Origin of the sequence: Desulfoscipio gibsoniae DSM 7213 (assembly GCF_000233715.2) — a bacterium.
Lineage (GTDB): Bacteria > Bacillota > Desulfotomaculia > Desulfotomaculales > Desulfallaceae > Sporotomaculum > Sporotomaculum gibsoniae.
In genome coordinates, this window is record NC_021184.1 from 4350968 (window position 1) to 4377467 (window position 26500).

A 26500-nucleotide genomic window follows, 5' to 3' on the forward strand; every position below is an offset into this window, starting at 1 on the left:
ACAAAGCATAATGCAGTATAAGATCGGTTGGATATCCTAACCTGAATCAAATCTCTATATTTAATGGGGGGTTTTAAGATGCTAAACATGCCCAAAGTTGTTAGCCTGGTACCAGAGGTAACTTTTAAAGCCATCAACGTAAGCTTGACTAAGGGCTGGGAATTTAAATTTATGGAAAATTATACCGAGAATGATGTGATTTTGGGGTGCCGTGACGCAGACTTTTTGCTGGCTAAATCCGGTTTTTCTATAAAAATGAGCAGGAGGATTATAGAAAATATACCTTCTATTAAGCTTATTCAAATGGACGGTGTGGGCTACGACACCGTCGATATACAAGCCGCCGCCGAACATAAACTACCAGTGTCGAACAATGCCGGCCAAAATGCAGGTCCTGTTGCTGAACTTACAATAGCCACAATTGTCGCTTTGCAGCGCCAAATATTTGTATCCGATAGAGATATCAAAAATAATCGTTTTAAAAATATAAGAGAACAACTTCTGGCAAAGGGATTGGCGGAAATACAGGATTCAAGGCTGGGCTTGGTAGGGTTTGGAGCCATTGGACGTGAAGTCGCAAGATTTGCCACGATGATGGGAGCAAAGGTGAGCTACTATGATGTTTTTAGAGCCTCTCAAAATATAGAGGAAGAGTTTGCCGTCGAATATAAACCACTGGATGAAATCTTGGCCTTTAGTGACATAATTAGTATTCACGTACCTCTGACAGAACGGACTGTAAATCTGATAGGTGAGCGTGAATTCGGATTAATGTGCCCGGGTGCACTTTTTATTAATACCTCGCGGGGTGAGGTAGTGGACCAGGAAGCTCTTGCTGCGGTATTGGAGAGTAATTACCTGGGTGGCGCAGCCATGGACTGCATCTCACCCGAACCGCCGCCCCCCGAACATCCCCTGCTCAACCTCTCCCCTGAGGCCCGAGATAGATTGTTGCTTACCCCCCACACTGCCGGTGTCACACGAGGAGCCTTTAGGAGAATGTTATTAAACGCCCTTGATAATATGAATCGTGTGGCCAAAGGGGAAGCGCCCAGGTTTGTGGTTAACGGTATCAAACAAAGTCGGATGATATCCTGATACAGATATAAATTCTAGTAAAAAACCGACCCGGCATATTCCGGTGCTGCTGTCGTAATGGTCAAAGCCTTTCCTCCTGCTGAGCATTTAGTTTCCGGCATGTCCTTTGTCGGATCGGCCCTTTGGCTTTAGCCCTTCTGGTAGTAGGTTTTTATCATTACCTATCTACCATGAGGGGAGCATATCATAAGAATCCCCGGGGTTAATTTTAAACTAGAGATTTTTTCTTAGGTTTTACCCGTAATTGTATTAGCTTGAGCACGTCTTCCAAAACAGTCCTTTCCCTTACTTCAATCATAAGCCACTTTCCACCTGCGGAAAATGCTGTTTTAGAAAATAATCGTTGGACATATGCATTGCAAGACGGCATAATCAACTCTGAATCTATTTGCTCCTTTTTGCCAATGACGATAAGTGCAATAAAGTAGCCGTTCATTGGATAAAGAGTGCATAGTGATTTACTACCCTTTTTATACTTTACATTCCAGCCTTTTTGCATTGAGCACTTGCTGTATTCTAATTTAGGTACTACATTATAAGTACTTTCCAAAAATGAACAAAGCCCGGGCCATAGCTCACAATTCACATAATCGTTAATGTCTTGTAAGGTAGGTTGATTATCTTGATTATAAAGCTCACTCCACATTATGTTTTTCGTTCACCTCGCTCCTAATTATTTGCTATTTTAAACCATATTTCCATGGAAGCATCCTCCGTTAAAGTGTTTGAATACAGTTCTACCATGAAGGGCTCAGTTTTTATTTTATTTTTTAAAAGACAAGTATCATACATATACTTCACCGCTTTATCAAGTGCATCTGTCGTGAGAAGATAAAAATCCTCCGCTTCGAAAGTACAAACTACATAATTTCCGGTAGGCATTTCAAAATAGGTAAATTCGTTTTTTGTTTTATTGCCATCTGTCTCTATACCAACAAAATACCGTAGATAACCCTCTTTTTCACTTGGACTACCGACGCCTATTTCATTTTTCCATCCTGCTTTATATTGTCGATTCCACTTTTCCTGTTATGAAAGTTATGCCATAATTCCGCCAGGAAGTCTATACTTGGGTTATCAGGAAACTTAGTCTCAATTGATAGTCCTGCAAAATGGCGAGCAGTAAGTAAATTTCTGCGGCTCACTTCTAAAACAATTCCATTTGCTACAAGTGGTACGTTTTCGTCTATCAAGCGATACTGCAAAGATAAGTCAGGCTTGATGAAATGTGTTAAAGGTCTTGGCTGTTTACGGTAAGCATCGGGTGTTAAACCATATGCGTCCTTTAAATGATCGTGTAAAGGTTTCATGATTTTCAAAGCCAAAGGCCAAGCTAATGTCAATTATACGGTCACTCCCATTGATTAATGATGCCGCTGCATTTGCCAATCGGCGCAGCTTGACATATTCCATTACTTATTCTATATAGAATGTATATTTTGAACCATTAACATATAGATGGCTGTTCCGGCACCAATGCTGAGAAGTGCATTGCTTTTCCAATAATGCAGCACCGTAATGCAGATAATGGCTACTGTCTCCGGAAGCCCAAATGGTGGATTCATCAAATTGACGCCCTTAAGACAATATACCACCAAAAAACCGATTACGGAAAAGGGTAAAACTTTGCCGAGATAAGTGATATATGGATGCTGTTCCTTGTTATCAGGAAATAAAATGAAAGGCAAAAACCTTGTTATAACCGTGCCAAGCGTTACCATGCAAATAATAGTAAAAGTTTGAATAGGGTCTAAAATCATTATACTTCCTCCCATGCCAGTTTTTTTCGAAATAAAGTTAATACTACCAATATCGCAATCATGGAAGGAATAATGAAATTACCTTGCCCGAAAACAACCAAACAGATGATCGAGCATAATACACCGATTACAGCAGGTTTGTGGTTCTTTTGAGTTTTCCATTGTCCTATGAATATTACAACAAAAAGTGCAGTTAAAACAAAATCAAGTCCTTTTGTATTAAAGGAAACCATATAGCTCAGCAACCCGCCAAGAGCTGACCCGAGCACCCAATAGCTATGATCAAGCAGAGTAATAAAAAACATAAACCAGTTTCGATTTACTCCCTCCGGCGGCTCTGTGGAGCAGATAATAGAGAATGTTTCATCGCACAAACCAAAGATAAGATACGGTTTTAATTTGCCGGTACCTTTATACTTATCCAGCATTGAAATGCCATAAAATAAATGCCTGGCATTTACCATTAACGTTAATAGCAATGCGTATATGGGATCAAAAATTGATGTAAGTAAAGTAATCGCCACATATTGTGCAGAACCAGCAAACGCCAACAAACTCATTAACACTGTCCAGCCAAAGCCATAGCCCTTGCTATTCATTAAGATGCCATAGGCAATACCTAAGAAAATAAATCCGGTAAATACAGGAATGGTATAGGGAAAAGCCGCTTTTAATGCTTTGGTTTTTTCTTTCGATTTCATCACCTACTAGACTTCATCAATTGGCACATAGACAGTTCTTTTTTCTATTTTCATAACCATGCTTGTTTCAACCCTGCTGACTGCACAATCCTGCATTAATGAATCAATGATAAAATCCCGATAGCTCTCCATATCCTTTGCAACGACCTTAAGCAGAAAATCGTGACTTCCAGTAAGTGTGTAACATTCTTGAACCTGTGGCAACCCATTTATATGCTCTAAAAATGAATGGATAGTTTCTCTGTTCAGAGGTGTTAGGTTGACGAGAACAAATGCAAGGGTTTCCATTCCCAATTTCTTTTCGTCAACAATAGTAGCGAATTTTTTGATAATACCCGTTTCTACTAAGTTTTTTGTTCTTGCAAGGCAAGCCGATGGTGAAAGCCCAACTTTCTTTGATAAGTCCAAATTTGAAATTGAAGCGTCTTTCTGTAATTCTCGTAAAATTGCTTTATCGGTATTATCAAGCGTAATTGCCATATTACATCCTCCTTCTTTCGCTTTGCCGTGAATTATATTTCGCACATAATATATATTATGACATTAAATTCGGTACGTCAACAATAATATTATATTATATTTTTTTATATTAAATAAATGGAGAATATAATTCATGCTTTAACATTCCCTTAAAAATTTCATTTAGAGTACAAGTTTACTGAAAGGCCTTTCGACGGCTCTGCAGAAGCCGCATTCATAGATGATCTAACACTTTACGTAAATATTATGGTATAAGAAGTTTTCCAACATTTTTATTTCAACAAAGCTAGCCGTTGGGCATAAAAAAAGTTAATGCACCCACCGAAAACGGGGATGCATTAACTGAGGTATTCTGTTGCCGTCTATCCTGTTTCCAACAGAAACGAATATACGCTGGTTCTATACCTTCCGAGCAGGAAATTATCATTTCATAGCATTCCTACGCCGGAAGTATCAGGTTTTGCTGAAGTTTCTTTTTGTGCAGATATAAATAATCCTTTACCTTTTCCACACTCGTATTTATCACATGCTTATCTTCTAAACCATTTTCCATTGCCAAGTGAACAGCAACCTTGCATTTGCCTACTTCATCAAATATATGCGCGTCACTGTTAATAACCACATTAGCATTATATTTTTTTATCAACCGGCTAAAATAGCTGCATCTTGCTGCACTACCCAGGCGACTGGTCGAAAGTGAGCTGTTGTTTATCTCAAACACTTTCTGTCTTTCTTTAGCAGCTAATATTACTTTATCAAAATCAACTGGAAAAGCCGGATTGCCAGGATGTACTAAAACATGTACATAAGGATTTCTAAGTACGGCAATCATGGCTGCTGTATAATCATCTATAGTAAGGCCATCAACACCGGTCCCGGCATGAAATCCTGCCAGTACGATATCCATATTATTAAGAAACTTATCAGACATGTCAAGGCATCCATGCACATTTATTATATTGGCCTCGACACCTTTTAATATTTCTACACCAAATAAAACCGAAGGAATACGCTGTAAACTTTCATAAAAATATGCATGTGGCCCACCCGGCATTGCCAATCCATGCTCTGTTATGGCTATCATTTTAAGACCTGCATGTGCCGCCGCCTCGGCCATTTCTTTTACAGTACTGAACCCATGCCCGCACGCAATAGTATGCATATGCAAATCAGCTTCCAATTTAATAGAAATCACCTCCCATTAGCTCCCAACCTTCACCGTCCAGCTTTATCATAATACCCTTTCTTTAAAGCAACGTTGAATATAAGTTAAAAAATTATTTTTTATCTAAAATTTGAGTAAAAAAACTTTTTATATTCATAATGCAAATCATAAGAGTAAAAATTAGTATATATGGGAAGGTATTTACCCGGAAAGAATCAGAGTACACATTCAGAATTCTATGATTTAAACCAGCAACTCAACAGCCAAGGATGCCAGCTGGCTGCGTTCCGTCTTTTGCAAAGTGATGTGAGCATAAAGTTCATTACCCATGAACCTGTCTATTAGGGTAACAAAACCGTTGTTTTGTGCCGTAAGACGGTAATTGTCAATTTGTTGTATATCCCCCAAAATAACCAGCTTGGTTCCCGTACCCGCCCGGGTAACTATTGTTTTAATATTTTCTTTAGTCAGGTTCTGGGCTTCATCTATAATGATCCACTGCTGGGGAATGGAGCGCCCTCGTATGTATGTTAAGGCTTCCAATTCCAGGTAACCCTCCTGCATAAAGGATTTTAATTTTTCCCCCGGGGTAACATCTGTTCCATATTTTGTAGCAGTAAAATTACGTATTAAAAAGTGCAGGTTGTCATAAATCGCCCCCATCCAGGGATTTAATTTTTCTTCTTTCGTACCCGGTAAAAATCCGATATCCTGGCCGCCGTGGGGAATTAAAGCCCGGGTTATCACCAAATTACTATACCGGCGCAGGTTGACCACCTGGTGCAGCCCCGCTGCCAGAGCCAGCAAAGTTTTACCCGTTCCGGCAGGCCCCAGCAGGGTGACCAGGTGAATATCGGGATTTAAAAGCGCATCCACTGCAAATTGCTGCTGAAAGTTATTCTTTATCGGGCTGATGCCAAATATATTCAGGTCCCGGGCCAGAGGAAGTATGCAGCCCATCTGCCGGTCGTACCTACCCAGGTTACTGCCGCCGGTTTCATCTTGCATTACCAGGTATTGGTTGGGGAGTATGGAATCATCATTATATTCTATCTTGTTGAATTCATAGAGCTGCTGTACCTGTTCGCTGGAAATGTTAATAGTCAACCACCCCGGGTACAAAGTTTTCAGATTTACCTTTTCCGCGGCATAATTCTCGGCAGCGATACCCAGGGCATCCGCCAGTATCCGTACACAAATATCCTGAGTGACCAGGGATACCCCGTCTGTTTCCTCGCTTAAACCCTTGGCTACCCCGATAATGCGCGTATCAACTTTATCCTTGGACAAAAAATCGGGGAGGCTAACGCCGACATGATTCACTTCCACATTAATGATATGACCGGATTCCAGTAAAAACCCCTTATGCAGGTTGGGCCGCAGCGAATCTAAAAATCGTATAGCCTCGCGGGCACAGTAACCGCGGGAGTTATCCAGGTGTTTAAAACCGTCCAGTTCATTCACCACCGCCAGGGGTATCACTATCTTGCAGGGCTCCATGGATAACAGTATTTCTTCAATGGGTCTATCCAATAGAACATTTGTGTCAAGTATTACGGTTCTCATCGATAACCCTCCCTCATGCAAGCATTATTGACGCTAACCTTTCATGTAATTGGACATTTCAACTAATACATCTTCGGGAACAGTAAGCGTCTGTCCCGAAGGAAAAACAAGGACATACTCCTTTTTGTTAAAAACAGGACAAACTGTAAAACCGTTGTTGCATAGGTCTTCAAAGCAAATAGTAGGCTCCGGTGGGAAATCAAAGTTACATACCCCCCTTCAAACAAAAAAAACCCGCAACAGAACATGCGGGTTTGAGTAATATAGCGAGCAAACTTCTTATTAACCTTTTCCGCAAAGTTTAAAGTCATCATAAGCACCTCCCAGTAACATTATAGTCTTAAAATATTAATCACAAGTATGATTTATATAAATTTTAGGTTAAGTATCCATAACATAATTACAAAATCATAATACAGTTTTAGGATTTTAAATCCGGACGGCTTCTTTGATATAATCGGTTATTTCATTTTACTAAAAAATTATTATCTTAACCAATGATTAACACATAATTAATTAGTTCTTAAAACAATGTTACTATTATATGTCTATAACAATTATGAAATTTTCACAACTACATCAGCAGTCATCAGCACCATACTAAGCAAGTACAACCAATAGGCTTCAGTTTGCGCTGGATATATAATGACCAGTGTACCTAACAACCAATTCCCTCAATTTCCTTTTACATCCCTCTGTAAGGAGGGTTTTTTTGTCCTAATTAAAATTCATTAATTGATACACTCTATTTAATTCCCCAAAAAAGACGCAGGGTATATTTCACCTTGCATCTTTTTGAAATTTTTGTAATTAATATAATAACCGGGAAAAGACAAATATCTTCCCGGTCTTTTTTTTGTCGCCTAGTATAAATTTACTGGGTTTGCAATTTACAATATTTTTACCAATTATTCAACGAGCCTTTACTTAAATTAATCTCGAAATTAACATTAACGGTTTAAGATAGTCCCTGGGAGGTGATATGCTTAGAAATTAATTTAAGTAATTTTGATTATTTACAATTGATTATTTCCGAAGATCTATCTGGAGAATGAAAGGAGTATAAAAATGAAATTTTATAATTTAAAAAAGAAAGCAACTTCCTTGATTCTATCTGGCAGTTTACTTTTAACCGCTGCAATGCCCAACGCAGCCCTGGCTAAAGACCTGGTGGCGCAGGATAAACCTCTGGCAAAAAATATTATTGTAATGATCAGTGATGGATGTGGTTATAATCAACTTGACACCGCCAGCATGTATCAATACGGCAAAACTGGCGGTCAGGTGTACGAGCACTTCCCGGTTAAATACGGTATGAGCACTTACTCTGAAGGTTCATATGATCCTAACCTGGCTTGGGGCAGCTTTGATTATGTAAAAAGCGGCGCTACTGATTCAGCGGCTGCTGCCACGGCCATGTCCACCGGCGTAAAAACTTACGATGCGGCTATCGGCGTAGGCATCGATGGTACTTCTTTAAAACACGTTGCCGAGCGGGCGGAAGAATTGGGCAAAGCTACCGGCGTAGTCACCAGTGTCCAATTAAGTCACGCTACCCCTGCTGGTTTTGTGGCACATAATGCTAGTCGTAATGATTATTCCGGAATTGCTAACGAAATGATCAAAGATAGTGCAACCGATGTTATTATGGGTGCTGGAAACCCATGGTTTGACAATAACGGGCAACAGATAACTGCTCCTAATACCTTTAAATATGTTGGCGGAGAAGCGACCTGGCAAGGTTTGGTAGATGGGACCCTTGAAGTTGCCGATGCTAACGGTGACGGTATTGCTGACCCCTGGACACTAATACAAACAAAAGATGAGTTTATTGATTTAATTGATGATAAAACCCCTGAGCGAGTCATTGGCGTACCCCAAGTCTTTACAACACTTCAACAAGGCCGTAGTGGCGATGACAAAGCTGAACCTTACGCCGTACCAATGAACCAAAATGCACCCACCCTGGCTGAAATGACTAAGGGTGCCTTAAACGTGCTGGACAATGACTCTGACGGTTTCTTCCTGATGATAGAAGGCGGAGCGATTGACTGGGCCGGCCATGCCAACCAGTCTGGCCGTGTTATTGAAGAAGAAATTGATTTTAATAAATCTGTGGAAGCAGTGGTAGATTGGGTTAAAGAGAACAGTAATTGGGGTGAAACCTTATTGATAGTAACCGGGGACCATGAAACCGGCTACCTTACCGGCCCTGGATCAGACCCTACCTGGGAGCCCCTGGTAAACAATAACGCCGGAAACTTACCGGGTATGCAATGGAACAGCGGCAGTCATACCAACAGTCTAATTCCGTTCTTTGCCAAGGGTGATGCTGCCAGGTTATTTAAGAGTTATGCAGATGAAACTGACCCTGTCCGCGGCAAATATATTGACAACATTGAAATAGCTAAGGTTATATTTGAGATTATGAAATAGTAAGCAACAAGATTAATAGCCAAAGCAGCTAAAGTTTTAGATTTTAACTCCTGTAGATTTTGGTTGAGTAGACCTCGGGAATTTCACCCCCAGTCTCTCACATAACCGAACGTGAAAGTCTCCCTTCATTCGGCTCTTGTTATCCAATCGCGGGCAATAGCCCTATCTACAAGTGGTAAAAGATATTCGGGTTGCTCATGGCAATGCGTTTCAGAAATCGCATTGCCTTCTTCATGCTCCCTTTGGAGTTTACACAAAAAGGTTGACAGACCCATTAATTTTGAATCGGACAAGAAAGGTAGTACCATTAGGACCGGTTTGTATATTTATTATAGCATTATGCCGCGCAGCGATACTGTAACACAAAGCAAGCCCTAAACCTGTACCGTTATCTTTGGTAGTGAAAAAAGGTGTGCCAATTTTCTCTATATTTGCATTGCTTATTCCCAAACCCTGGTCCTGCACCGATAATACTACTTCATCATCATCAGTGAATGTTCTTATTGTTAGGTGTCCACCAGGAGACATCGCTTCCAACCCGTTTCGAACAAGATTAATAATCAGTTGGCGAATATCTTTTTCGTCCAAAAGTAAATCCGCAATCTCCGACAGTTCTAATTGAATATACTTGTTCGAGTTTATGGCGTCAGCTTGAATTAACGGCAACAAGGTCTCCACGATTTGATTAAAGTTATGGAGCTTTAAATCTGCAGATTTGCTCTTGGCCACAGACAGGTATTCCGTGATTATTGAATTAGCCCTGTCTAGTTCTTCGATCATGAGATCAAAATGTTCCCTATTCTGCTCAAATTCTTTTTTACTTTTATAATACTGCAAAAAACCGCGTACAGTGGTCATCGGGTTTCTAATTTCGTGAGCAATCCCAGCAGCCATTTCTCCTATTAATTTCAACCGGTCAAGGCGAACGATTTCCTTTTCCATTTGCTTGAAATCTGTAATATCCGTTATGGATGCCACACTTTTCTTTGTTCCCGGAATCAGGGCAACATTTATTAGGATATTTCTAATATTGCCCTGTCTGTCAATAAACCGAGATTCATAGCTATTAGGAACTTGATTCGGAGCAACCCTTCGCAAACGATGATACTTCTCAACTCTTATAAGATCATCGTCAACAAAGAATTCTCTGAACTTTTTCTTATCATTTATTTCTTCCTTAGAATAACCGGAGATCTTACAAAATCCTTCATTAACCAATGATATGGTTGTATCTTCCTCAATAATTGCTGTAGCGGAACCGGTGGTTTCAAAAACGGTCCGGTACTTTTCTTCCGATTCCTGAAGCGCTTTCTCCATCTGCTTGCGCCAGGCAATCTCCTGTCGCAGTTGAATATTTCGCTCTTCTAATTGCCTTTGCAAACGACGTAATGACAGGTGTGTTTTAATCCTGGCCAACACCTCTTCTGCCTGAAAGGGCTTGGTGATGTAGTCAACTCCTCCAGCATTAAAACCGTGGACTTTGTCGGTAACATTGTCAAGGGCGCTGATGAATATTACCGGTATATTACGGCTCCGTTCGTCGGCTTTGAGATGCCGGCAAACTTCATATCCATTCATTTCCGGCATTTTAACATCAAGAAGGATAAGATCCGGTAACTCCACCGCCATAAATCTCATTGCCAATTTTCCGCTGTTGGCGGGACGCACTTGATAGCCATGGTTGGTAAGAATATCCGTAAGCAGATTGAGGTTAGCCAGCACATCGTCAACAACAAGAATACGGGGTAAATCTTTTTTCCCTAAATCATAATACATGTATTCTCCTCCTGACTCGTTCCCTTTATCTCAATCAATAAGATATTCAAGTTCCTTTTTTCGTTTTTCTCAGTTTTCGATAGCTTCTTGCAGTTGGCAGGTTCTTTCCTCCACAATATTTATCGCCACTAATTTTCAAGTACCGTCAATATCCTATCATAGTCCAATTGTTCAGCATTTTTTTTGAATATACTACCAAGAACAGCATCTTCCATGATAATTTTATCAATCACTTCTTCTATTTTATTGGCATTCAGTCGCAAAACCGCATCATGTAATTCGTTATAAAGCGCAGGAGACAAGGATTTAATGAGTTGCTCAACATTGTAATCAACTTCCATAGGCTCTTCCCCGGATAATCCTTCATAAACATATTTGATCCCTAGATACCTAGCCATAGCTTCAAAAATATCCTGTTCACGGTAAGGCTTCCGTACAAAATCAGTACAACCATCTTTTAGAATAGGTTGTATTTCTTCTTCCAACACACTTGCCGAAAGTATGACAATTGGAACGTATGCGCCCTCTTGCATAGCACGAATTTTTTTAGTTGCTTCAAGCCCGTCCATTATCGGCATGCGAAGGTCCATCCAAATAAAATGAGGTTGCCACTGCGCGAAAACCTCTATCGCTTCCAAGCCATTATCGGCTTCCCGCACTTCAAAACCAATTCTCCTGAGAAGACGAACAAGTAAACTCCGGCTATCAGAATCATCTTCCGCAATCAGTATACGGGGCTTTCCTTGCCCAGCCTCCAAGCCAATTACACGGTATTTATCAGATATTCCTGCAACATCGGCAGCCCTTCCCTCCTTGGCAACTATCTCCAAACGAAAAATGCTGCCTTTGCCAAATTGGCTTCTTACAGTGATATCACCGTCCATCATCCGGGCGTACTCTCGGCTTATAACCAACCCCAAACCAGTTCCACCTTGCATTTTCCTACCACTGGCTGTTTGTTCAAAATATTGAAATAATTTGTCCTGCTCACTTTCTTCGATTCCCATACCCGTATCTTCAACTTCTACTGCCAAATGTATTTTATCTTGTTCATGAATTGCCGCCACCCGTACGTTAATACCGCCTTCCCGGGTAAATTTAACTGCATTTCCCAGTAGATTGATTAATATCTGACGCAACTTATTCTCATCAGCTATTATATAACGCGGGATTTCATTAATACCATTCAAATTAAACTGTAAATCCTTGGCATTAGTTCTGATCCGAAACATCTTTTCCAAGTCATAAAGAAGGATATGAATGTCAGATGTAATAGGTTTTAAACTAATACGCCGGGCTTCAATTTTGGATATCTCCAACACATCATTAATCAAAGCCAAAAGATGTTCTCCGCTGCGATTGATGATATTTAAATACTCTCGGTGTTCGGCTTGCAAGCCCTCTTCTCTTTGCATCAACTGTGAATACCCTAAAATAGCATTCATCGGCGTACGAAGTTCATGGCTCATATTGGCAAGAAAAACGCTCTTAGCTTGATTGGCCGCTTCAGCAGCTTCTTTCGCCTTCCGCAATTCCTCTAAAACCAGCTTTTTCTCGGTAATATCTTCAAAGATAATAATACCGCCAAGGAAAGTTTTACTTACATCTACCCTTCTCGATAACTTAATGCTAAAATATTGAACTCCCTTATTTGTTTCCACCTTCATCTCTAAGCTGACGGAGGACTCATTACCGGCGATAAAAGCATTAAGATCATCGGTCAGCCAGGGAAAGAAACAGGTAATCTTTTTGCCAATAATCGGATTAGCATTTTCAACCGGGGCGTCCGGAGGGTTCTCCCCTGAATAGTAATATTGATCGCCATGACTTTCGGCAGCATTTATCATTACCGCTGCGGCAAAATTAAAATTAACGATTTTGTGTTCATCGTCTATAATAAATACCGGGTTAGGCACGCTTTCAAAGATTGTTAAAAATCTGTTTTTTTCTACTATTATTCTTCGATTCCGAATTTGCAGTTCTTCTATTTGCCCGCTTTGCTCAGTCTCAGACCATTCGGAGCAAAATGCAATCATAAAATGGTCGAACATGCGGGTAACTATATGCAAGCATTCATTTTCATACGCTTTATCGAATTTAGCATATCTGACCAAATCCAGCCAAGCTTCTTTATAATAGACCATCAGTCCATGAAACATCTGCAGACTGACGCCTCTTTCCCGGTGTCTCTTGGCTGTATCCACAATAAAACGACATAATGGATCCTTCCTAAAATTATGCTCGGGTCCAAATTCGAAGTTAGGGTATTTTGTATCAATGCCTTCTAAGATGGCGCCGGAAAGTCCGGCGACACAATTGCGCCATGCCTCTTCAAGCGCAGCCGAACCCTCTGCATAATTGCGTTTAATAGCATAGTGAAACAGCCTTTTCATCAACCAGTCTTCGTGGCTTCCAATCAGTTGTTTTAACGCTGACATTTCGAAATTCATCTTGCCCCTCACCTATCCTTTTATCAAATGATAGTCTCGCGGTTCACCCGAGTGTTGGCAAAATTTCAGCTTGGCAAAGCTATCCAGTACGCCCCGCGCTATAACTAGATACGATTAATATTTTCTCCCGTAGAACATGGCTCTCGCACACTTCTTTTAGTAAACGGAGAAGGCTATTCATTTAACATATACTACCTAATCTTACACAAAAAGTAAAGATAAAGAACATCTCTACTTTTAGAGTTGATTTGCCTACCTATTTCGGTGATAAATCAATTTGTATTTTAATATATCTTTAAGCCTGCTATTATCAGTGTTTTCCTACGAGTTCAGCCAGCAATGTACCTTACAATTTAGCATAATCTTTTCATGTAAATACTCTACTTCCGGTTACGAATGTTGAGCTAATTTGAGTGTGTAAAATAAAGTGTGCTTTTATCCTTCCTAAATTACACCAACTAACAAGTTCCGCAAGTCTTCATCATGATCAAAATCAAAACCAATAAAAGCCCTTTTTTTGCAATAAACTATTAGGGATATAATTCTCCACTTATTGCCAATATACCTCTAAAGTAACAGAATTAAGTAGGTTATTTTTTAACTATCCCATGCTCTGACTGGCTAAGTAAGATGAAATAATTGTTGTTATAAAGCCTAATGGTATATTGTGAAAGAATTATTTAATTTCATAAATTAAATTCGCGGTGGAGAGCCCATGATGTCTTTAAAAAAATTGACAATGATTTGAAAAATAAAATTTTATGACGTATAATGCCAACAACAGTTATAATGAAAGTATCAAATAAGTCCTACCCGAACAGTAACCGAATATTAGATTTTATGGTAACAGAGACGTCAAAGCCGCAAACACTAACAATCAAGAGTTTGCGGCCACCCCATCTACCAAGATTATAACTGTTTATAACCATTGCTTACAAATTTTGGTGGAAGCGGACCACTTGTCAACGTATGCACAGTCATAGGCTTTCCTTTTATATCCTTGTATTACAGCGATCCACGGCCTTAATCCACTTTAATCCATCCTTTTTTTTGCTGATCCGTACCGTCTTAACCCTGGTTTATTGGAGGACAGTCCGATATTATAATTAGATCTATAACTTGACTATTTAATGCTATTGCGTAATCACGTATCTTTTAACCATATCCTGGCCATTTTTATCAAGCATCTCAAGCATTCTTAAAGAAGACCCTTTAGGTATATTTCTTCCGCTCTCCCAAGCCTCTACTGTCTTTTTTGAAACCCCTACGATATTTGCAAACGCAACTTGAGATAAGTTCAAACTTATACGTATTTTCTTGATTTCCTTTGCCTTATAAAGAGGCAAAGGTGATATTTTTACTGTATGGGTTTTGACACCTTTCAGATTATCCCTTTCATACTCAATAGCCTCGTTAAGCCCTCTAACAATGCTATCGTATACGCCCATAGTATCACTTCCCTTTTTAGTATTACTTATTTTTTAATTCCTGCTCTAAAATTTTTATTAACCTTTTAATTTCCGCCTTTTCAGTTTCAGATAAATTAATTTTCACGCTTTTGGGATATACACCTAGTAGATAGATTTTTTCATAATATGCAAAATCAACATATATTACCCTAGCGCCACCTCTTTTGCCTTTTCCTGTGCACTCCAGCGTAACTTTCTTAATCCTCCTGTACCTGGAACAACATCACCGTTTTCAGGATGTAAACAAAGATAAATTTCAAGCTCCCTTAAATTCTCGGCAGTTAAACCCATTTTATTCCAAGACTTTTCAAACTCCGGCAAAATCACAAATTCCCTTGTCATGTAAACACCTTCTAAGGTCATGCCCTACTGGATAGGATTATTATACCCTATTCAATAGGGTTCTTGCAATAAATACCTGGATGAATTATTGTGACCTCCCCCCCTCACTAAGTGAGGGGCATCCAAGTTAACCCAAGATAGTCAACTTAGAGCCGGGAGCTTTTTTCAGCATCCCAAAGATTTCCGTATTGCTACGGCACATACCTTTCGATATGGCCCGGCCACAAGAGGCAATAACTTTTAGGTTTAGCCAACCTTCTTATAGGCCACATACCACTGACCACTTAGGGTACGGCTATATATCTTCTTACGATAGTCCCTGTAGTTCACTTTCGGCCTGTAGAAGCTGGTTAATAAGTTATTCAGCAGGTTGATTGCGGCGTTATCGTCCCTACCTAGCACCATAGTGCATTTGGGGCATTTGTAGGTGCGTATCGTGGGCTTGAGTTTCTGCCGGTTGCCGCAATTAGAGCACGTCTGGGTGCTATACCGTTCGTCGGCTTTGTGAGTATACTTACCGCGGCTTTCTGTCTTATAGCCGAGGTAGCCGAGGAACTTCTTATGGGGCCAGTTATTCTGTACGGCACGGTTGATACGTTGGTTGCCTTTACCTTTGACCGGGTCGCTTGATACCATCCCCAGTTTGTTGGGACTACCAACGGAAATAATATCGTGACGGCTGTTAGCCAGTAGTTTTGCTGTGGCGTGCAGGGTACCGTTAACCTGGCCCGCACGACGCTGATAAAGTGTGCTTAGCGCTTTTTTTAGTCTCTTCCAGCGCCGGGAACCTTTCTTGCACCGGTCGAGCTTGGATTTTACGAGGTCGATTTCTTTGTCGAAGTACCTGGTGCTGCGATTAACGGTAGAGTGTACCTCTATAAGGCACCCGCTGTCGGTGGCCCCGGTCAGGAACGTCTTAACGCCGGGGTCAAAGGCGACAACCTTTAGGGGGCGTTCGCTGCCCAGCTTGGCAGGGGTTATTTCATACACCAGGTTGGCATAATATTTGCCCTTCTCGTAGGAGATGGTCAGACTATGGATATTGTCCGGCAGGTTACGGTAGCCTTCGATCTTGATGCGTTCTTTATACTGACGACGCTTTGTTTTGCCTTTGCTGGTTTTATAAGACTCCATGCCGCCGGAAACTACCAAATATTCACCGTCCAGCTCAAAACCGCTTTGAATATAGGGTAGCGTAAAGTATTTAAGTGCACTTTTGAACCAGGGTGGCCGTGCGGTAACCTCATCGCCGTTTAGCCGCTGGTTTTTTAAACGGCCCCAGAATGAACGATAGTCTTTGTTAACTAGCCTCAGGACCTCTTGGGCGACCAGGCTGTAAAGTTGTTTGAAGCAAGGGAACGCTTTTTTTAACTCTACCAGTTGGCTGTTCTGGTAGGTATAACTTAGGCTTTGGGCGGTGCCGTGATGCCGGTAAAAGTGCCACCTGCGCTGTTGCAGGGCGATATTATACAGCTCTGTGGCGGCCATGCTCATTTGCCAGAGCCACTGTTCCTGTTTTGGGGTCGGTGAAAGGACGACCTTCTCAGTAAGCAGCACCGGCTTCACCGCCTTCCTTTTGGGTTTCGATATAGCGCTGGATAGTCTCTTTGGACATGTCACCGGCGGTACCCACGTAATAGGACGGGTTCCACAGGTGACCGCCCCATAGTTTCTTCTTTAGCTCCGGGTGCTGGGTGAATAGCATCCTGGCACTGGCTCCTTTGAGTATTTTAGCAATTACCGCCGGGGCTATCTTCGGGGGCGCGGATAGGAAAATATGCACATGATCCGGCATCACCTCCATTGTGATTAGCTCATATCCGTGCCCCTCGCAAAGGTCAATGATAACCGCCTTTAGGGTTTCTTCGATGGGCGGTGTTAGCGCTTTTTTGCGATACTTGGTTGACCATACAAAGTGATAGTTGATGTTGTAAACTGCTGTGCCTGTTGACTTCCAAGTTTGGTTTTTCATACCATTATTATATCACAGCAAACCTGTGTTTGCGAGGGGAAATTGCCGGGCTTACGCCCGGACGAGGGGGTCCGTGCTCGGGGAGGTTCTGGAAAGCCTAACCGGCTTTCCAGAACCTCCCAAAGGGGGCCTGTCCCTCATCACGTTACATCCCAAAAAGGGTGGGAGATTATGACTTCGGCGGAATACATGTTATGGGATACACTGGAAAGTATAAAATACTTTTTCTGGGGGATTAACCTGGGGCTTTTCGTGGGGACTATTCACATTTACTTCAAAATAAGTGGAATGAAAAAGTAAAAAGCGGGGGCTTTATTCCCCCGTTTTGCTATATTTGTCAATAATCCGGCCTGATTTACTGTCTCCTTGTTAGCAATTATATGAGTTTTAGGGCGATCTATTTCTTCCCTGCCCAGTATTTTAAGGCCAGCAATCGACTTGTCAATACCAATATTTGCAAAAGGTTGCGGTTAATCAAAAATACATTTTTAATTCATACACTCCGTGCGATCTAAGTGTTTTTTCAAAAGTACCAAAACCCATTGTTGCGCATATGTGTAGTATTGACCTGTTGTTCGTCAGTACAATGCCCTCAAAGCCTTTCAGTCCCCTATTTATTGCAAGTTGCATCATGTATGTTAATAATTCCCTGCCAATTCCTTTGTTCTGATAATTATCACTTACGACAAGGGCAACTTCGGCTAAAGAATCATCTGAATCTATATGAAACTGTCCGATTCCTACAAGTTCTTCCTTTTTATTTCTCTCAATTAAGACCAAAATTTTTATTTCTAAGTTAAAATTAAAAATAAAAAATTTTGACAAAAAGTCATCTAACATATTATTTAATAATGATAAAAAACGGTAGCGTAGGCTTTCTACTGAAAGATTATTTAAAAAATCTTTAACTAACAATTTATCTGTTTCTTCAACTGGCCTAAGCAAAATTTTGAGGCCGGTTCTCGTAGTTCTAATAACGCTTATTTTCATCGGAATATTTCCTTCATTCACAAACTAAGCACCTAATGAATGGTTAATAACATGCTTTACATCGTGCCTTTTCCTAATATGGGTTAGTCCATTATTTATAATAGAGTAAATAAATTTAGTATCTTCTTTGCTCTAATTACCCGTGGATATGTATGTGTTGTTCGCCCACAAATTCAAATTGATTTAATTATTACAATCATCTTTGTTATATCTTTTCCAATACTAGCTTAAATGCAAAAATAATCAATATTCCACCTAAGACACGTTGAATAGTAGTTATGATAATAGGTTTTTTGAGCCAGACTCTGACAAGGTCAAGAAGAAAGGTCAAAATAAAGAACCATACCATAGCAAAAATTATTAGAATGCTTGCAAGAAATACAAGTTGTGTAAAATAATTTTTATTTGTTTCAATAAATTGTGGAAGGAAAGTGAAATAAAAAACAAAAGACTTCGGGTTTAAAACGTTTGAAAATAAACCTTGTATATAACTGGATTTGTTTTGGCTATAGTCAATATCAGTTACCACTTCATTGCTTGTCGTGGCAATTGTGGAAGCCAACCCACGCTTAGTGGAAACCAGCGTGGTAACACCAAGATAAAATAGATATGCCACGCCTGCATATTTGATTATTTCAAACAATAGAGGCGAGCTTGATATAATTGCAGAAAGTCCCAATATTGCCGTCATTGTATGCACAACAAGTCCTGAAGCAATTCCAAGAGTAGTTGCCTGACCGCCTTTAACTCCTTTTGCCAAGGTATTTTTAACCACCATCGTAGTATCTGTACCGGGCATCATAACCATCACTGTTGTAATCGTTAAATAAGAAACAATATTTTGCATATTTTACAATTAATGACCCCCTCCCGCCCCAAAAAATATATGGAAATGTAATGGTTTGATTGTAGCACACTATTTGGCAGTATGCAATATATTACATGCTACATATTTGCATTAAATATTTAGATGTAATATACTAGAAATTACAATTAACCTATTAAAGAAAGGTGTGAGCTTCTATGCCAGTACCTGAAAACTTTGAGACACCTGCTCGATTATCCGCCAAAGACCGTGCTTTCTCTCAACTGCAAGCATGGATTATAGATGGTACTCTTCACGCAGGAGAAAAGCTAAATGATACAGAACTATCCAGGGCTTTAGGAATAAGTCGCACACCTGTTCGTGAAGCATTACAACTACTTGCGACTCAAGGCTTTGTAGAAATGTATCCTGGCAAGGAAACAAGAGTCACCGTAATTGAGCCGAAGGATATTTCAAAAGTACTACCGCCGTTGGCTGTGTTGCAGGCTTTATCTGCTGAGTTGGCTACTTCTATCATTGATGAAAAAACATTTGAACAGTTACGGAGTATTAACAAGGCTTTTGCGGATGCATTATCTATCTCCGATTATTATTCTGCTCTAAAACTCGACGAGCAGTTCCATGAATGTATTGTTAAAATAATCAATAACCCATATATGATGAATATTATTGCAATGCTCCAAGCCCATGTTCGCCGTTTATTTTTCTATAAGACTATCATATTATCAAAAACTTCTATTGAGGAGCATGAGGTAATTATTAAAGCATTTGAAAATAGAGATAAAGAGTTAGCCTCTAAGGTTATGAAAAACAACTGGTTAAGACCTATTGATGATTTTTTTCAATATAACAATAGCTTAAAATAATAGACATTAGTTAACTACATTAACTTAATGTCGTGATAATACCGTGTCTTCCCTCAATGTTAGTGTCAGGGTAACCCTATCTGTGTGAATGATGCAAGCAGCCATGCTTATCACCCGGTATTAGTGATTGCAACCTAGAAATATAAAAGTATAAATCATTTAATATAGATTATATGAATGTAATAGCTAGAATTTATCATATATATGAAAGGAAATGCACATTAACTGATTTCGGAATTACTGTAATATAACCAAAAACAAAATCCCCTTTGGGCGACTATTAATTTCTGGATTGCTTTGGCCGTAATTAGGCTTATTGGCAGTGTCCGGGCAATTCTTGTTTTAGCATTTTCCGCCCTTACATAAACCTCCAACGAGTTAAAGTTTATGTCTGTAACAAGTAATGATAATGCCTCTTTAGGTCTGATACCAGTATCAAGTTGAAGCAATATAAGTGAATAATCGCGTAGTCCTGGAAAAGTTTTTTGGTCAGGCAATGATAGTAATTTTTTTATAAACTCCGGCTCAATCTGTACAATCCTGGAATCTGCCTTCCGCCGTTTAAAATCATTTAGGGGGTTTCCCGACAAATATTTTTTCTTAACACACCAGCCAAAGAATGTTTTCAAATATACCAGCTTGTTGTTGTAATAGGCCGGTTTAACGTCTTCGGCCATATATTCAATTATATTTCTTTCAAGTAATTCATAATCGGATAACGGGTTGCCAGTAAAACGGGTGAAAAATATTTTTACATGGAAGCCGTAATCTTTTAAAGTCCGTTCTGACCTTCCTTCAGCTTTTTTCCATAATAAGTATTCTTTGAGAGCCTCTTCCCAGGTTGTTTCATGGTCTTCAACCAGTTTTATCACCCTGGTTTTTTTCTTGGAAACGGACATGAAAAAACACCCCTTCTTCACATTTAACCGGGGTGTTCGAATGACTAAAATTAGGTTTTTTTACTCCATCGAACTCGGCAATTTTTGCCTCGTATTGGAAACCCTGAAACCCTTGATATTACTAGGTTTTTGGTGGAGGCGGGGGGAGTTGAACCCACCGTCCGAAAGAAGAGCCACAAGACCTTCTACGAGCATAGATTGTGTTTTAAACTTCGCTCCGTTGGCGCCCACAACCAGGCTTCGCTGGAGCTATCTCGATGAATGTCCTCTTTAGCCTCCGAGAATTGGCTAAAGAGTAAGCCTGCTAATATGACACCCCATGATCCGCTCCACAGGCAAGTGCGGGTGGGATGCTAGCTGCAATTAGGCAGCTAGAGCGTAATTTTCTTCGTTGGCAGTTATATTAACTGTCCACCGTTTAACGGGCTGATGGAACCCCGGCTCGCTTATCCTGCCACAACTTCCCCCGTCGAAACCATTTCGCCCCCATAATTAAAATATCAAATATGCATAAATTTGTTAAATTAGGTTGCATTACTATTATATAAAACTTGCACAGCTAAGCTTGTGCAACCAAGTTTCACGTAGCTAAATCCACACAACTACTGCCTCTGCCGGTCCTTCATAGCCCGGTCCATTTCCCTTTTGGCGTCCCGGGCCGCGATGTCTTCCCGCTTGTCAAACTTCTTTTTGCCCCTTGCCAGAGCCAGCTCGATTTTAGCCCACTTACCATTTTTAAAATATACCTTAAGGGGAATTAGAGAAAGACCTTTTTCCCTGGTCTGACCGTACAATCGCATGATTTCTCGCTTGTGCATCAGTAACTTGCGCGGCCGCTTGGGCTCGTGATTAAACCGGTTGCCCTGTTCATAAGGACTGATATGCATATTATACAACACCAGTTCGCCATTTTCAATCCGGGCATAGCTGTCCTGCAAATTGGCCTTGCCGGCTCGGATGGACTTAATTTCCGTACCAGACAGGGCAATACCGGCCTCGTAGGTTTCATCAATATGATATTCATGGCGTGCCTTGCGGTTAACTATGGCTTTGGCCGACATGATAATCACCTCGATAATCAAAGCCCTGCCGATTTTTAAAGGCTAGGGCTTGTTAATCCGCTTAATGTTTCAATGATACCTTACATATATCATCTAATGATATCAGGTAATTATTAATTATATCATTATCTGTTTATTTGTCAACCGGTTACAACCCCATTTCATCTGCAATACCCTGCATAGCTTCCAGCCCCAGAGCAAGAAACTCCTCAAGTTCCAGGCCCATTTCCGAGCAGGCGGCAATTATTTCACGGTTTGCACCACGAGCGAAAGCCTTTTCTCCAAACCTTTTTCTCAGGAATTCCACATCTACAGCCGTCAGCTTTTTCTCCGGCCTAATCAGCGCTCCCGCTACGATTAATCCCGTTAGCGGATCGGTGGAGTACAAAGCCTTGTCCATAAGCGTATTGCGGGGCAAGCCATGCGCTTCGTTATGTACCCGTACAGCATAAACTATATCTTCGGACAGACCTTGTTCCGCCAGTAAATCCGCGCCCTCCATGCTATGTCTTTGCGGGTCGCCTTTCGTACGGTCGTAGTCAATATCATGCAACAGTCCTGCCAGGCCCCACTTTTCCACGTCTTCGTTAAAATGCTTGGCCAGGTGCCGCATTACGGCCTCCACAGCCAGTGAGTGTTTAATTAAATTTTTATTCTTCAAATGCTGCTTTAAAAGTTTGTATGCCTCTTCTCTGGTCATACTGATTACCTCCAACCATATTTATATTTGCTTCGGATCAACTCTCATAAACTTGGCGCTGGCTTTAACGGCCACTTTACCGTCTGGCAGCACTATCCGCCCGGCCATTAAAAATAAGCGTCCTTTTTTCTCCTCTTCGCACCACGATTCAATTACTAGCTTGGTTTTTATAGGCACCCCAATGCTGTAGCGGGTGTTCATTTCCACCGTCATAATTGAAATATCCTTCAACCATAGCCACCAGACCATTGTTTCATCCAGCAAAGCAGTAATTAGACCACCATGCATATAGCCTGTCCAGCCCTGATGCTCTTCCCCTGCTTCGAACTCAGTACGACACAAGTCGCCATCCATTTTAAATTTTAGCTTAAGGCCAATCGGATTAGCCGGGCTACAGCCAAAGCACATATGATCGCTGCCCCTGACTCTACTTTGCAAAAGCTTCACCCCCAGGACACTATCATTACATATTATACCCCACTGTGGCAATAGTTACCTGCAAGGCGAAACTTATAAAATAGCCAGTCATTCTTTCCTGCACCGAAGATCCTGGCGGGCGTAAGGCATATATATTCTCCATAAGCAGTTTCACGGTACACATGGCATAGCCCTTAACGAGTCAATTTTTTCCATATATCAATACTTTTATTATAATCACCGTAACAAAACAAAAACCCGGCAAAAGCCGGGAACGGGCAACCACAGTTTGCAACTCCACAGCTGGCAACTAAAGCCTGTGGATATCGTTTTGCACATCCTGCAGCAGTTTTTCACTTTTTCTAATGCGTTCTTCCAAATCTTCTATACGTTCATCATCTTCAACGTGTTCTTTTAGCCCGGCAAGCTCTTCTTTGTTTTCCACAATCTCTTGTTCCAGCTCGTATGAAAAGTTAATTTTTTCATCATAGCTCATACCCTTATTGTAACGCTGTCCGGGATCACTATAATCCAAAAAAACCCCCTCCGCTCTTGTATTTATCATTATTGTGCCCGGGTTATAAATAAGTATACAAATATCTTAATGTTTTCCGTTTAACATCAAAGGCTGGTATTTCAAAACAAAAAGTTTTATAATCACTTTAACAAAGCGGTGAGGCATGCATGCTTTTACCGACCTTGAAAACCTGATATAATTTTACATTTATAATTTTGACATGATCATCAATTTTGGGGGAGGATATTCAGTGGAAAACAGCTTGACATTAATCGTCGCTTTAATTGCCTTTGTTTTTGCAGCCAGCCTGATACCCATGAGTAAGAGAAAAATACGCACAAGGGGTGTGCGCATTTGGCGCATTATTACTTTGGCACTACTGGTCTTGGCGGCTTTTTTATCTATGTTTGCACCTCTGGGCGGTAAGTAGCTGACCGGCTAATGCAACAACGTATCCGCCGTATTAAATCATCATGCCGCGATGCTTTGTTTCTAACGCTCAAAATACCTCCGCCTGCACCCCGAATTTCTAACTGAAGGTTTCATTATCAACTTGATATCATCTGATTATAAAATTATAAAACAATATTTTACGTAACATATTGCTTTTGTTATTTCAATTACCATTACAAAAGCTTATAAAAACCAATTACCATTAAGCAGCAAAGGGCAAAAAAAAACCGGGCACAAAGCCCGGCTTTTTTTGCTTATTACAATCTGGTGAGCAGGGGACCAAGGATCAGGGAAATGGTACCTGCCACTTTGATCAGCGGGTTCATAGCGGGACCGGAGGTGTCTTTACAGGGGTCACCAACGGTGTCACCGATAACAGCAGCTTTGTGCGGCTCGCTCTTCTTACCGCCCAGTGCGCCGCCTTCAATGTATTTCTTAGCATTGTCCCAAGCACCGCCGGCATTGGCCAGGAACAGGGCCAGCAGCACACCGGTGGTGGTCAGGCCGCCCAGGAAACCGGCCAGAGCCATGGCACCAAGGCCAAAACCTACGATAGGAGGAACGATAACGGCTACAACGCCGGGGAAGATCATTTTACTGATAGCGGAACGGGTAGCGATGTCCACGCAGCGAGCGTAGTCAGGCTTGCCGGTACCTTCCATAATGCCGGGGATTTCACGAAACTGGCGGCGAACTTCTTCCACCATTCCGAAAGCAGCTTCACCCACAGCACGCATGGTGCGGGCACCGATCAGGAAGGGAACTGCGCCACCGATGAACACACCCACCAGAACCATGGGGTCGGTCAGGTTAACGATAAAGTTTCCGCCGGTAGCTGCAAGACCTTCTTGCATGTTGGGATTATGCTTAACGCCGTCAACGAAAGCGCTGAACAGAGCCAGAGCGGTCAGAGCGGCGGAACCAATGGCGAAACCTTTGGCAATAGCGGCAGTGGTGTTACCCACGGCATCCAGTTTATCAGTTTTCTCACGAACTTCGGGGGGCAGCTCGGCCATTTCGGCGATACCACCGGCGTTGTCAGCCACAGGACCAAAGGAGTCCATAGCCACAACCATACCGGCGGTGGAGAGCATACCCATAGCAGCCATGGCGATACCATAGATGGACCACAGAGCGGCTTGGCCTTCAGGAGAGTTCGACAACACAGCCCAGAAGGAGAAGTAAATAGCACCGGCAAATACCAGCATGGGGATAAATGTAGATTCCATACCCACTGCCAGACCATGAATTACGTTGGTAGCCGGGCCGGACTTGGAAGCTTCGGCAATTCTCAACACCGGAGGTTTATTGTTGGCTGTGTAGTATTCAGTAAGCCAACCAACAGCTACGTTAACGATCAAACCGGCTGCAACAGCCATAAAAATACCGAACGAAACATTGCCGAAGGCCACGCCGGTCGGTTCAGCAATACCGTCAGCCGGGAAAATAGCCTTGGCCACAAACCAAGTGCCAATCAAAGTCATAATATTAGTGCTCCACAGGCCTACGTTCAAAGCAGCCTGCGGGTTGCCGCCTTCACTGGTGCGTACGGTAAAGGTACCGAGGATAGCAGCGATAATACCAACAGCACCAACCAGCAGCGGGAAGATAACACCGGAGAAACCAAACAGTGTGTTACCAATCAGCATGGCAGCAATGGTAGTGGCAGCATAGGATTCAAATAAGTCAGCCCCCATACCGGCGGTGTCACCAACGTTGTCACCAACGTTGTCAGCGATGGTAGCGGGGTTACGCGGGTCGTCTTCCGGAATACCGGCTTCAACTTTACCCACGAGGTCAGCACCCACGTCAGCGGCTTTGGTGTAGATACCACCGCCGACCCTGGCGAAGAATGCAATAACAGATGCACCAAAGGCGAAGCTGTTAATAATCAGCGGGCTTTGGAAAATAATAAATAACACGGAAACACCCAGCAAACCCAGACCGGCCACGGACAGACCCATAACAGCGCCGGCGCGGAAGGAAACCTGCAGTGCTTTGCCCAAACCGGAGCTACGGGCAGCTTCAGCGGTACGGGCGTTTGATTTGGTAGTACTGTTCATGCCGATATAACCGGCGATGGCGGAGCAAATTGCACCCACCGCAAAAGAAATAGCGGATGCCGCACCTACGGGTAGGTGGGAACCTGGTTTTTGTTCAACAAATAACTCTGCGGCCCATAATAATACGAAAATTGCAATTGCAAATGGTGCAAGTGTTTTGTACTGGCGGTTCATGTACGCCATGGCACCCTCTTGAACAGCTTCGGAAAGCTGCTTCATTTTGGGTGTGCCCATGCTCTCTTTGAGCACCTGGGACATCGTGAAAAGGGCGAACAAGAGCGCAAGGGCGCCTGCTCCAGCGGCGTAATACGCCAAAGTTAAATTAAAATCCACTTATAATTACCCTCCTCTTCCCCTAAAATAACATTTTTACAAGACCACAATAAAACTACTAACTAAACCTACTTTACGCCATTAGGCTATATAATTCACCTCCTTCAAATGATTTTTTGTAACAGCTTACCCATTGTCCACACAAAAATTATAGCATAGT

Annotated in this window: 26 protein-coding genes, 1 other RNA gene and 1 pseudogene; 4 read left to right on the plus strand and 24 right to left on the minus strand. The window is 41.6% G+C overall.

Annotation, left to right across the window (positions count from 1 at the left end; genetic code table 11):
* The first annotated feature begins 78 nt into the window (after window positions 1-78).
* The gene (locus tag DESGI_RS20265) at window positions 79-1098 is read left to right on the plus strand and encodes an NAD(P)-dependent oxidoreductase (RefSeq protein WP_006521436.1); all 1020 of its coding nucleotides are present in this window, start codon (window positions 79-81) and stop codon (window positions 1096-1098) included.
* A gap of 208 nt (window positions 1099-1306) precedes the next feature.
* Here the strand turns inward: DESGI_RS20265 and DESGI_RS20270 are convergent, their stop codons facing one another.
* The 9 genes and pseudogenes from DESGI_RS20270 to DESGI_RS20300 form a co-directional block, all read right to left on the minus strand.
* Window positions 1307-1744, minus strand: a complete 438-nt coding sequence (locus DESGI_RS20270; RefSeq protein WP_006521435.1) for a DUF3788 domain-containing protein — start codon at window positions 1742-1744, stop codon at window positions 1307-1309.
* Between the two features lie 23 nt (window positions 1745-1767).
* The gene (locus DESGI_RS26550) at window positions 1768-2082 is read right to left on the minus strand and encodes a GyrI-like domain-containing protein (RefSeq protein WP_083939985.1); all 315 of its coding nucleotides are present in this window, start codon (window positions 2080-2082) and stop codon (window positions 1768-1770) included.
* Complete coding sequence (locus DESGI_RS23415; protein ID WP_006521433.1) at window positions 2079-2441, minus strand: hypothetical protein; 363 nt, start codon at window positions 2439-2441, stop codon at window positions 2079-2081. Before DESGI_RS23415 ends, DESGI_RS26550 begins: the two co-directional genes overlap by 4 nt.
* A 1-nt stretch (window position 2442) precedes the next feature.
* Window positions 2443-2511, minus strand: a pseudogene (locus DESGI_RS26555) (hypothetical protein); the annotation flags it as partial.
* Window positions 2512-2519: 8 nt separating this feature from the next.
* The gene (locus DESGI_RS20280; RefSeq protein WP_006521432.1) at window positions 2520-2858 is read right to left on the minus strand and encodes a branched-chain amino acid transporter permease; all 339 of its coding nucleotides are present in this window, start codon (window positions 2856-2858) and stop codon (window positions 2520-2522) included.
* Entirely contained in the window at window positions 2858-3559 is a 702-nt protein-coding gene (locus DESGI_RS20285) for an AzlC family ABC transporter permease (RefSeq protein ID WP_006521431.1), read from the minus strand. The genes DESGI_RS20280 and DESGI_RS20285 overlap by 1 nt, the downstream gene beginning before the upstream one ends.
* A gap of 6 nt (window positions 3560-3565) precedes the next feature.
* A complete protein-coding gene (locus DESGI_RS20290; protein ID WP_006521430.1) occupies window positions 3566-4039 on the minus strand; it encodes an Lrp/AsnC family transcriptional regulator in 474 nt (157 codons plus the stop codon).
* A 439-nt stretch (window positions 4040-4478) separates the two neighbouring features.
* Window positions 4479-5234: a phosphatase gene (locus DESGI_RS20295; RefSeq protein ID WP_006521429.1), complete on the minus strand. Its 756-nt coding sequence runs from the start codon at window positions 5232-5234 to the stop codon at window positions 4479-4481.
* Window positions 5235-5447: 213 nt separating this feature from the next.
* Window positions 5448-6770: a PhoH family protein gene (locus DESGI_RS20300; protein ID WP_006521428.1), complete on the minus strand. Its 1323-nt coding sequence runs from the start codon at window positions 6768-6770 to the stop codon at window positions 5448-5450.
* Window positions 6771-7838: 1068 nt separating this feature from the next.
* Between DESGI_RS20300 and DESGI_RS20310 the strand changes: the two genes are divergently transcribed.
* Entirely contained in the window at window positions 7839-9206 is a 1368-nt protein-coding gene (locus tag DESGI_RS20310; RefSeq protein WP_006521426.1) for an alkaline phosphatase, read from the plus strand.
* 249 nt (window positions 9207-9455) lie between these two features.
* Here the strand turns inward: DESGI_RS20310 and DESGI_RS20315 are convergent, their stop codons facing one another.
* The 8 genes from DESGI_RS20315 to DESGI_RS20350 all read right to left on the minus strand — a co-directional run bounded on the left by DESGI_RS20315 (window position 9456) and on the right by DESGI_RS20350 (window position 19052).
* Window positions 9456-10982, minus strand: coding sequence for a response regulator (locus tag DESGI_RS20315; RefSeq protein ID WP_006521425.1), 1527 nt, complete (start codon window positions 10980-10982; stop codon window positions 9456-9458).
* Window positions 10983-11110: 128 nt separating this feature from the next.
* The gene (locus tag DESGI_RS23420) at window positions 11111-13432 is read right to left on the minus strand and encodes a PAS domain-containing hybrid sensor histidine kinase/response regulator (protein ID WP_006521424.1); all 2322 of its coding nucleotides are present in this window, start codon (window positions 13430-13432) and stop codon (window positions 11111-11113) included.
* Window positions 13433-14565: 1133 nt separating this feature from the next.
* A complete protein-coding gene (locus DESGI_RS20325; RefSeq protein ID WP_006521423.1) occupies window positions 14566-14880 on the minus strand; it encodes a helix-turn-helix domain-containing protein in 315 nt (104 codons plus the stop codon).
* A gap of 165 nt (window positions 14881-15045) precedes the next feature.
* Window positions 15046-15243 carry a hypothetical protein gene (locus DESGI_RS25920; protein WP_006521422.1) on the minus strand — a complete coding sequence of 66 codons (198 nt, stop codon included), beginning with the start codon at window positions 15241-15243 and terminating at the stop codon, window positions 15046-15048.
* 246 nt (window positions 15244-15489) lie between these two features.
* On the minus strand, window positions 15490-16800 hold the full coding sequence (locus tag DESGI_RS20335) for an RNA-guided endonuclease InsQ/TnpB family protein (protein WP_015618018.1): 1311 nt from the start codon (window positions 16798-16800) through the stop codon (window positions 15490-15492).
* Window positions 16787-17215, minus strand: coding sequence for an IS200/IS605 family transposase (gene tnpA, locus DESGI_RS20340; protein ID WP_006521419.1), 429 nt, complete (start codon window positions 17213-17215; stop codon window positions 16787-16789). Before tnpA ends, DESGI_RS20335 begins: the two co-directional genes overlap by 14 nt.
* A gap of 474 nt (window positions 17216-17689) precedes the next feature.
* Window positions 17690-18226 (minus strand): GNAT family N-acetyltransferase, encoded by a 537-nt coding sequence (locus DESGI_RS20345; RefSeq protein ID WP_157872834.1) that lies wholly within the window; start codon window positions 18224-18226, stop codon window positions 17690-17692.
* 184 nt (window positions 18227-18410) lie between these two features.
* Window positions 18411-19052: a LysE family translocator gene (locus DESGI_RS20350; RefSeq protein WP_015618019.1), complete on the minus strand. Its 642-nt coding sequence runs from the start codon at window positions 19050-19052 to the stop codon at window positions 18411-18413.
* Between the two features lie 176 nt (window positions 19053-19228).
* Here DESGI_RS20350 and DESGI_RS20355 point away from each other — a divergent pair, with 176 nt between their 5' ends.
* Window positions 19229-19897 carry a GntR family transcriptional regulator gene (locus DESGI_RS20355; protein WP_006521415.1) on the plus strand — a complete coding sequence of 223 codons (669 nt, stop codon included), beginning with the start codon at window positions 19229-19231 and terminating at the stop codon, window positions 19895-19897.
* A 221-nt stretch (window positions 19898-20118) separates the two neighbouring features.
* On the opposite strand, the gene DESGI_RS20360 is transcribed toward DESGI_RS20355, so the two are convergent.
* The 6 genes from DESGI_RS20360 to DESGI_RS20380 form a co-directional block, all read right to left on the minus strand.
* Window positions 20119-20796, minus strand: a complete 678-nt coding sequence (locus DESGI_RS20360; protein ID WP_006521414.1) for a tyrosine-type recombinase/integrase — start codon at window positions 20794-20796, stop codon at window positions 20119-20121.
* Window positions 20797-20926: 130 nt separating this feature from the next.
* Window positions 20927-21284: a transfer-messenger RNA gene (gene ssrA, locus DESGI_RS24115) on the minus strand.
* 114 nt (window positions 21285-21398) lie between these two features.
* Window positions 21399-21857 (minus strand): SsrA-binding protein SmpB, encoded by a 459-nt coding sequence (gene smpB / locus DESGI_RS20365; protein WP_006521413.1) that lies wholly within the window; start codon window positions 21855-21857, stop codon window positions 21399-21401.
* A 148-nt stretch (window positions 21858-22005) separates the two neighbouring features.
* Window positions 22006-22557, minus strand: coding sequence for an HD domain-containing protein (locus tag DESGI_RS20370; protein ID WP_006521412.1), 552 nt, complete (start codon window positions 22555-22557; stop codon window positions 22006-22008).
* A gap of 21 nt (window positions 22558-22578) precedes the next feature.
* Window positions 22579-22995, minus strand: a complete 417-nt coding sequence (locus DESGI_RS20375) for a PaaI family thioesterase (protein ID WP_006521411.1) — start codon at window positions 22993-22995, stop codon at window positions 22579-22581.
* 289 nt (window positions 22996-23284) lie between these two features.
* Window positions 23285-23509, minus strand: coding sequence for a hypothetical protein (locus tag DESGI_RS20380; RefSeq protein WP_006521409.1), 225 nt, complete (start codon window positions 23507-23509; stop codon window positions 23285-23287).
* A gap of 232 nt (window positions 23510-23741) precedes the next feature.
* Here DESGI_RS20380 and DESGI_RS20385 point away from each other — a divergent pair, with 232 nt between their 5' ends.
* Window positions 23742-23921 carry a hypothetical protein gene (locus DESGI_RS20385; RefSeq protein ID WP_006521408.1) on the plus strand — a complete coding sequence of 60 codons (180 nt, stop codon included), beginning with the start codon at window positions 23742-23744 and terminating at the stop codon, window positions 23919-23921.
* A gap of 280 nt (window positions 23922-24201) precedes the next feature.
* On the opposite strand, the gene DESGI_RS20390 is transcribed toward DESGI_RS20385, so the two are convergent.
* Window positions 24202-26340, minus strand: a complete 2139-nt coding sequence (locus DESGI_RS20390; protein WP_006521407.1) for a sodium-translocating pyrophosphatase — start codon at window positions 26338-26340, stop codon at window positions 24202-24204.
* Between the last annotated feature and the right edge of the window lie 160 nt (window positions 26341-26500).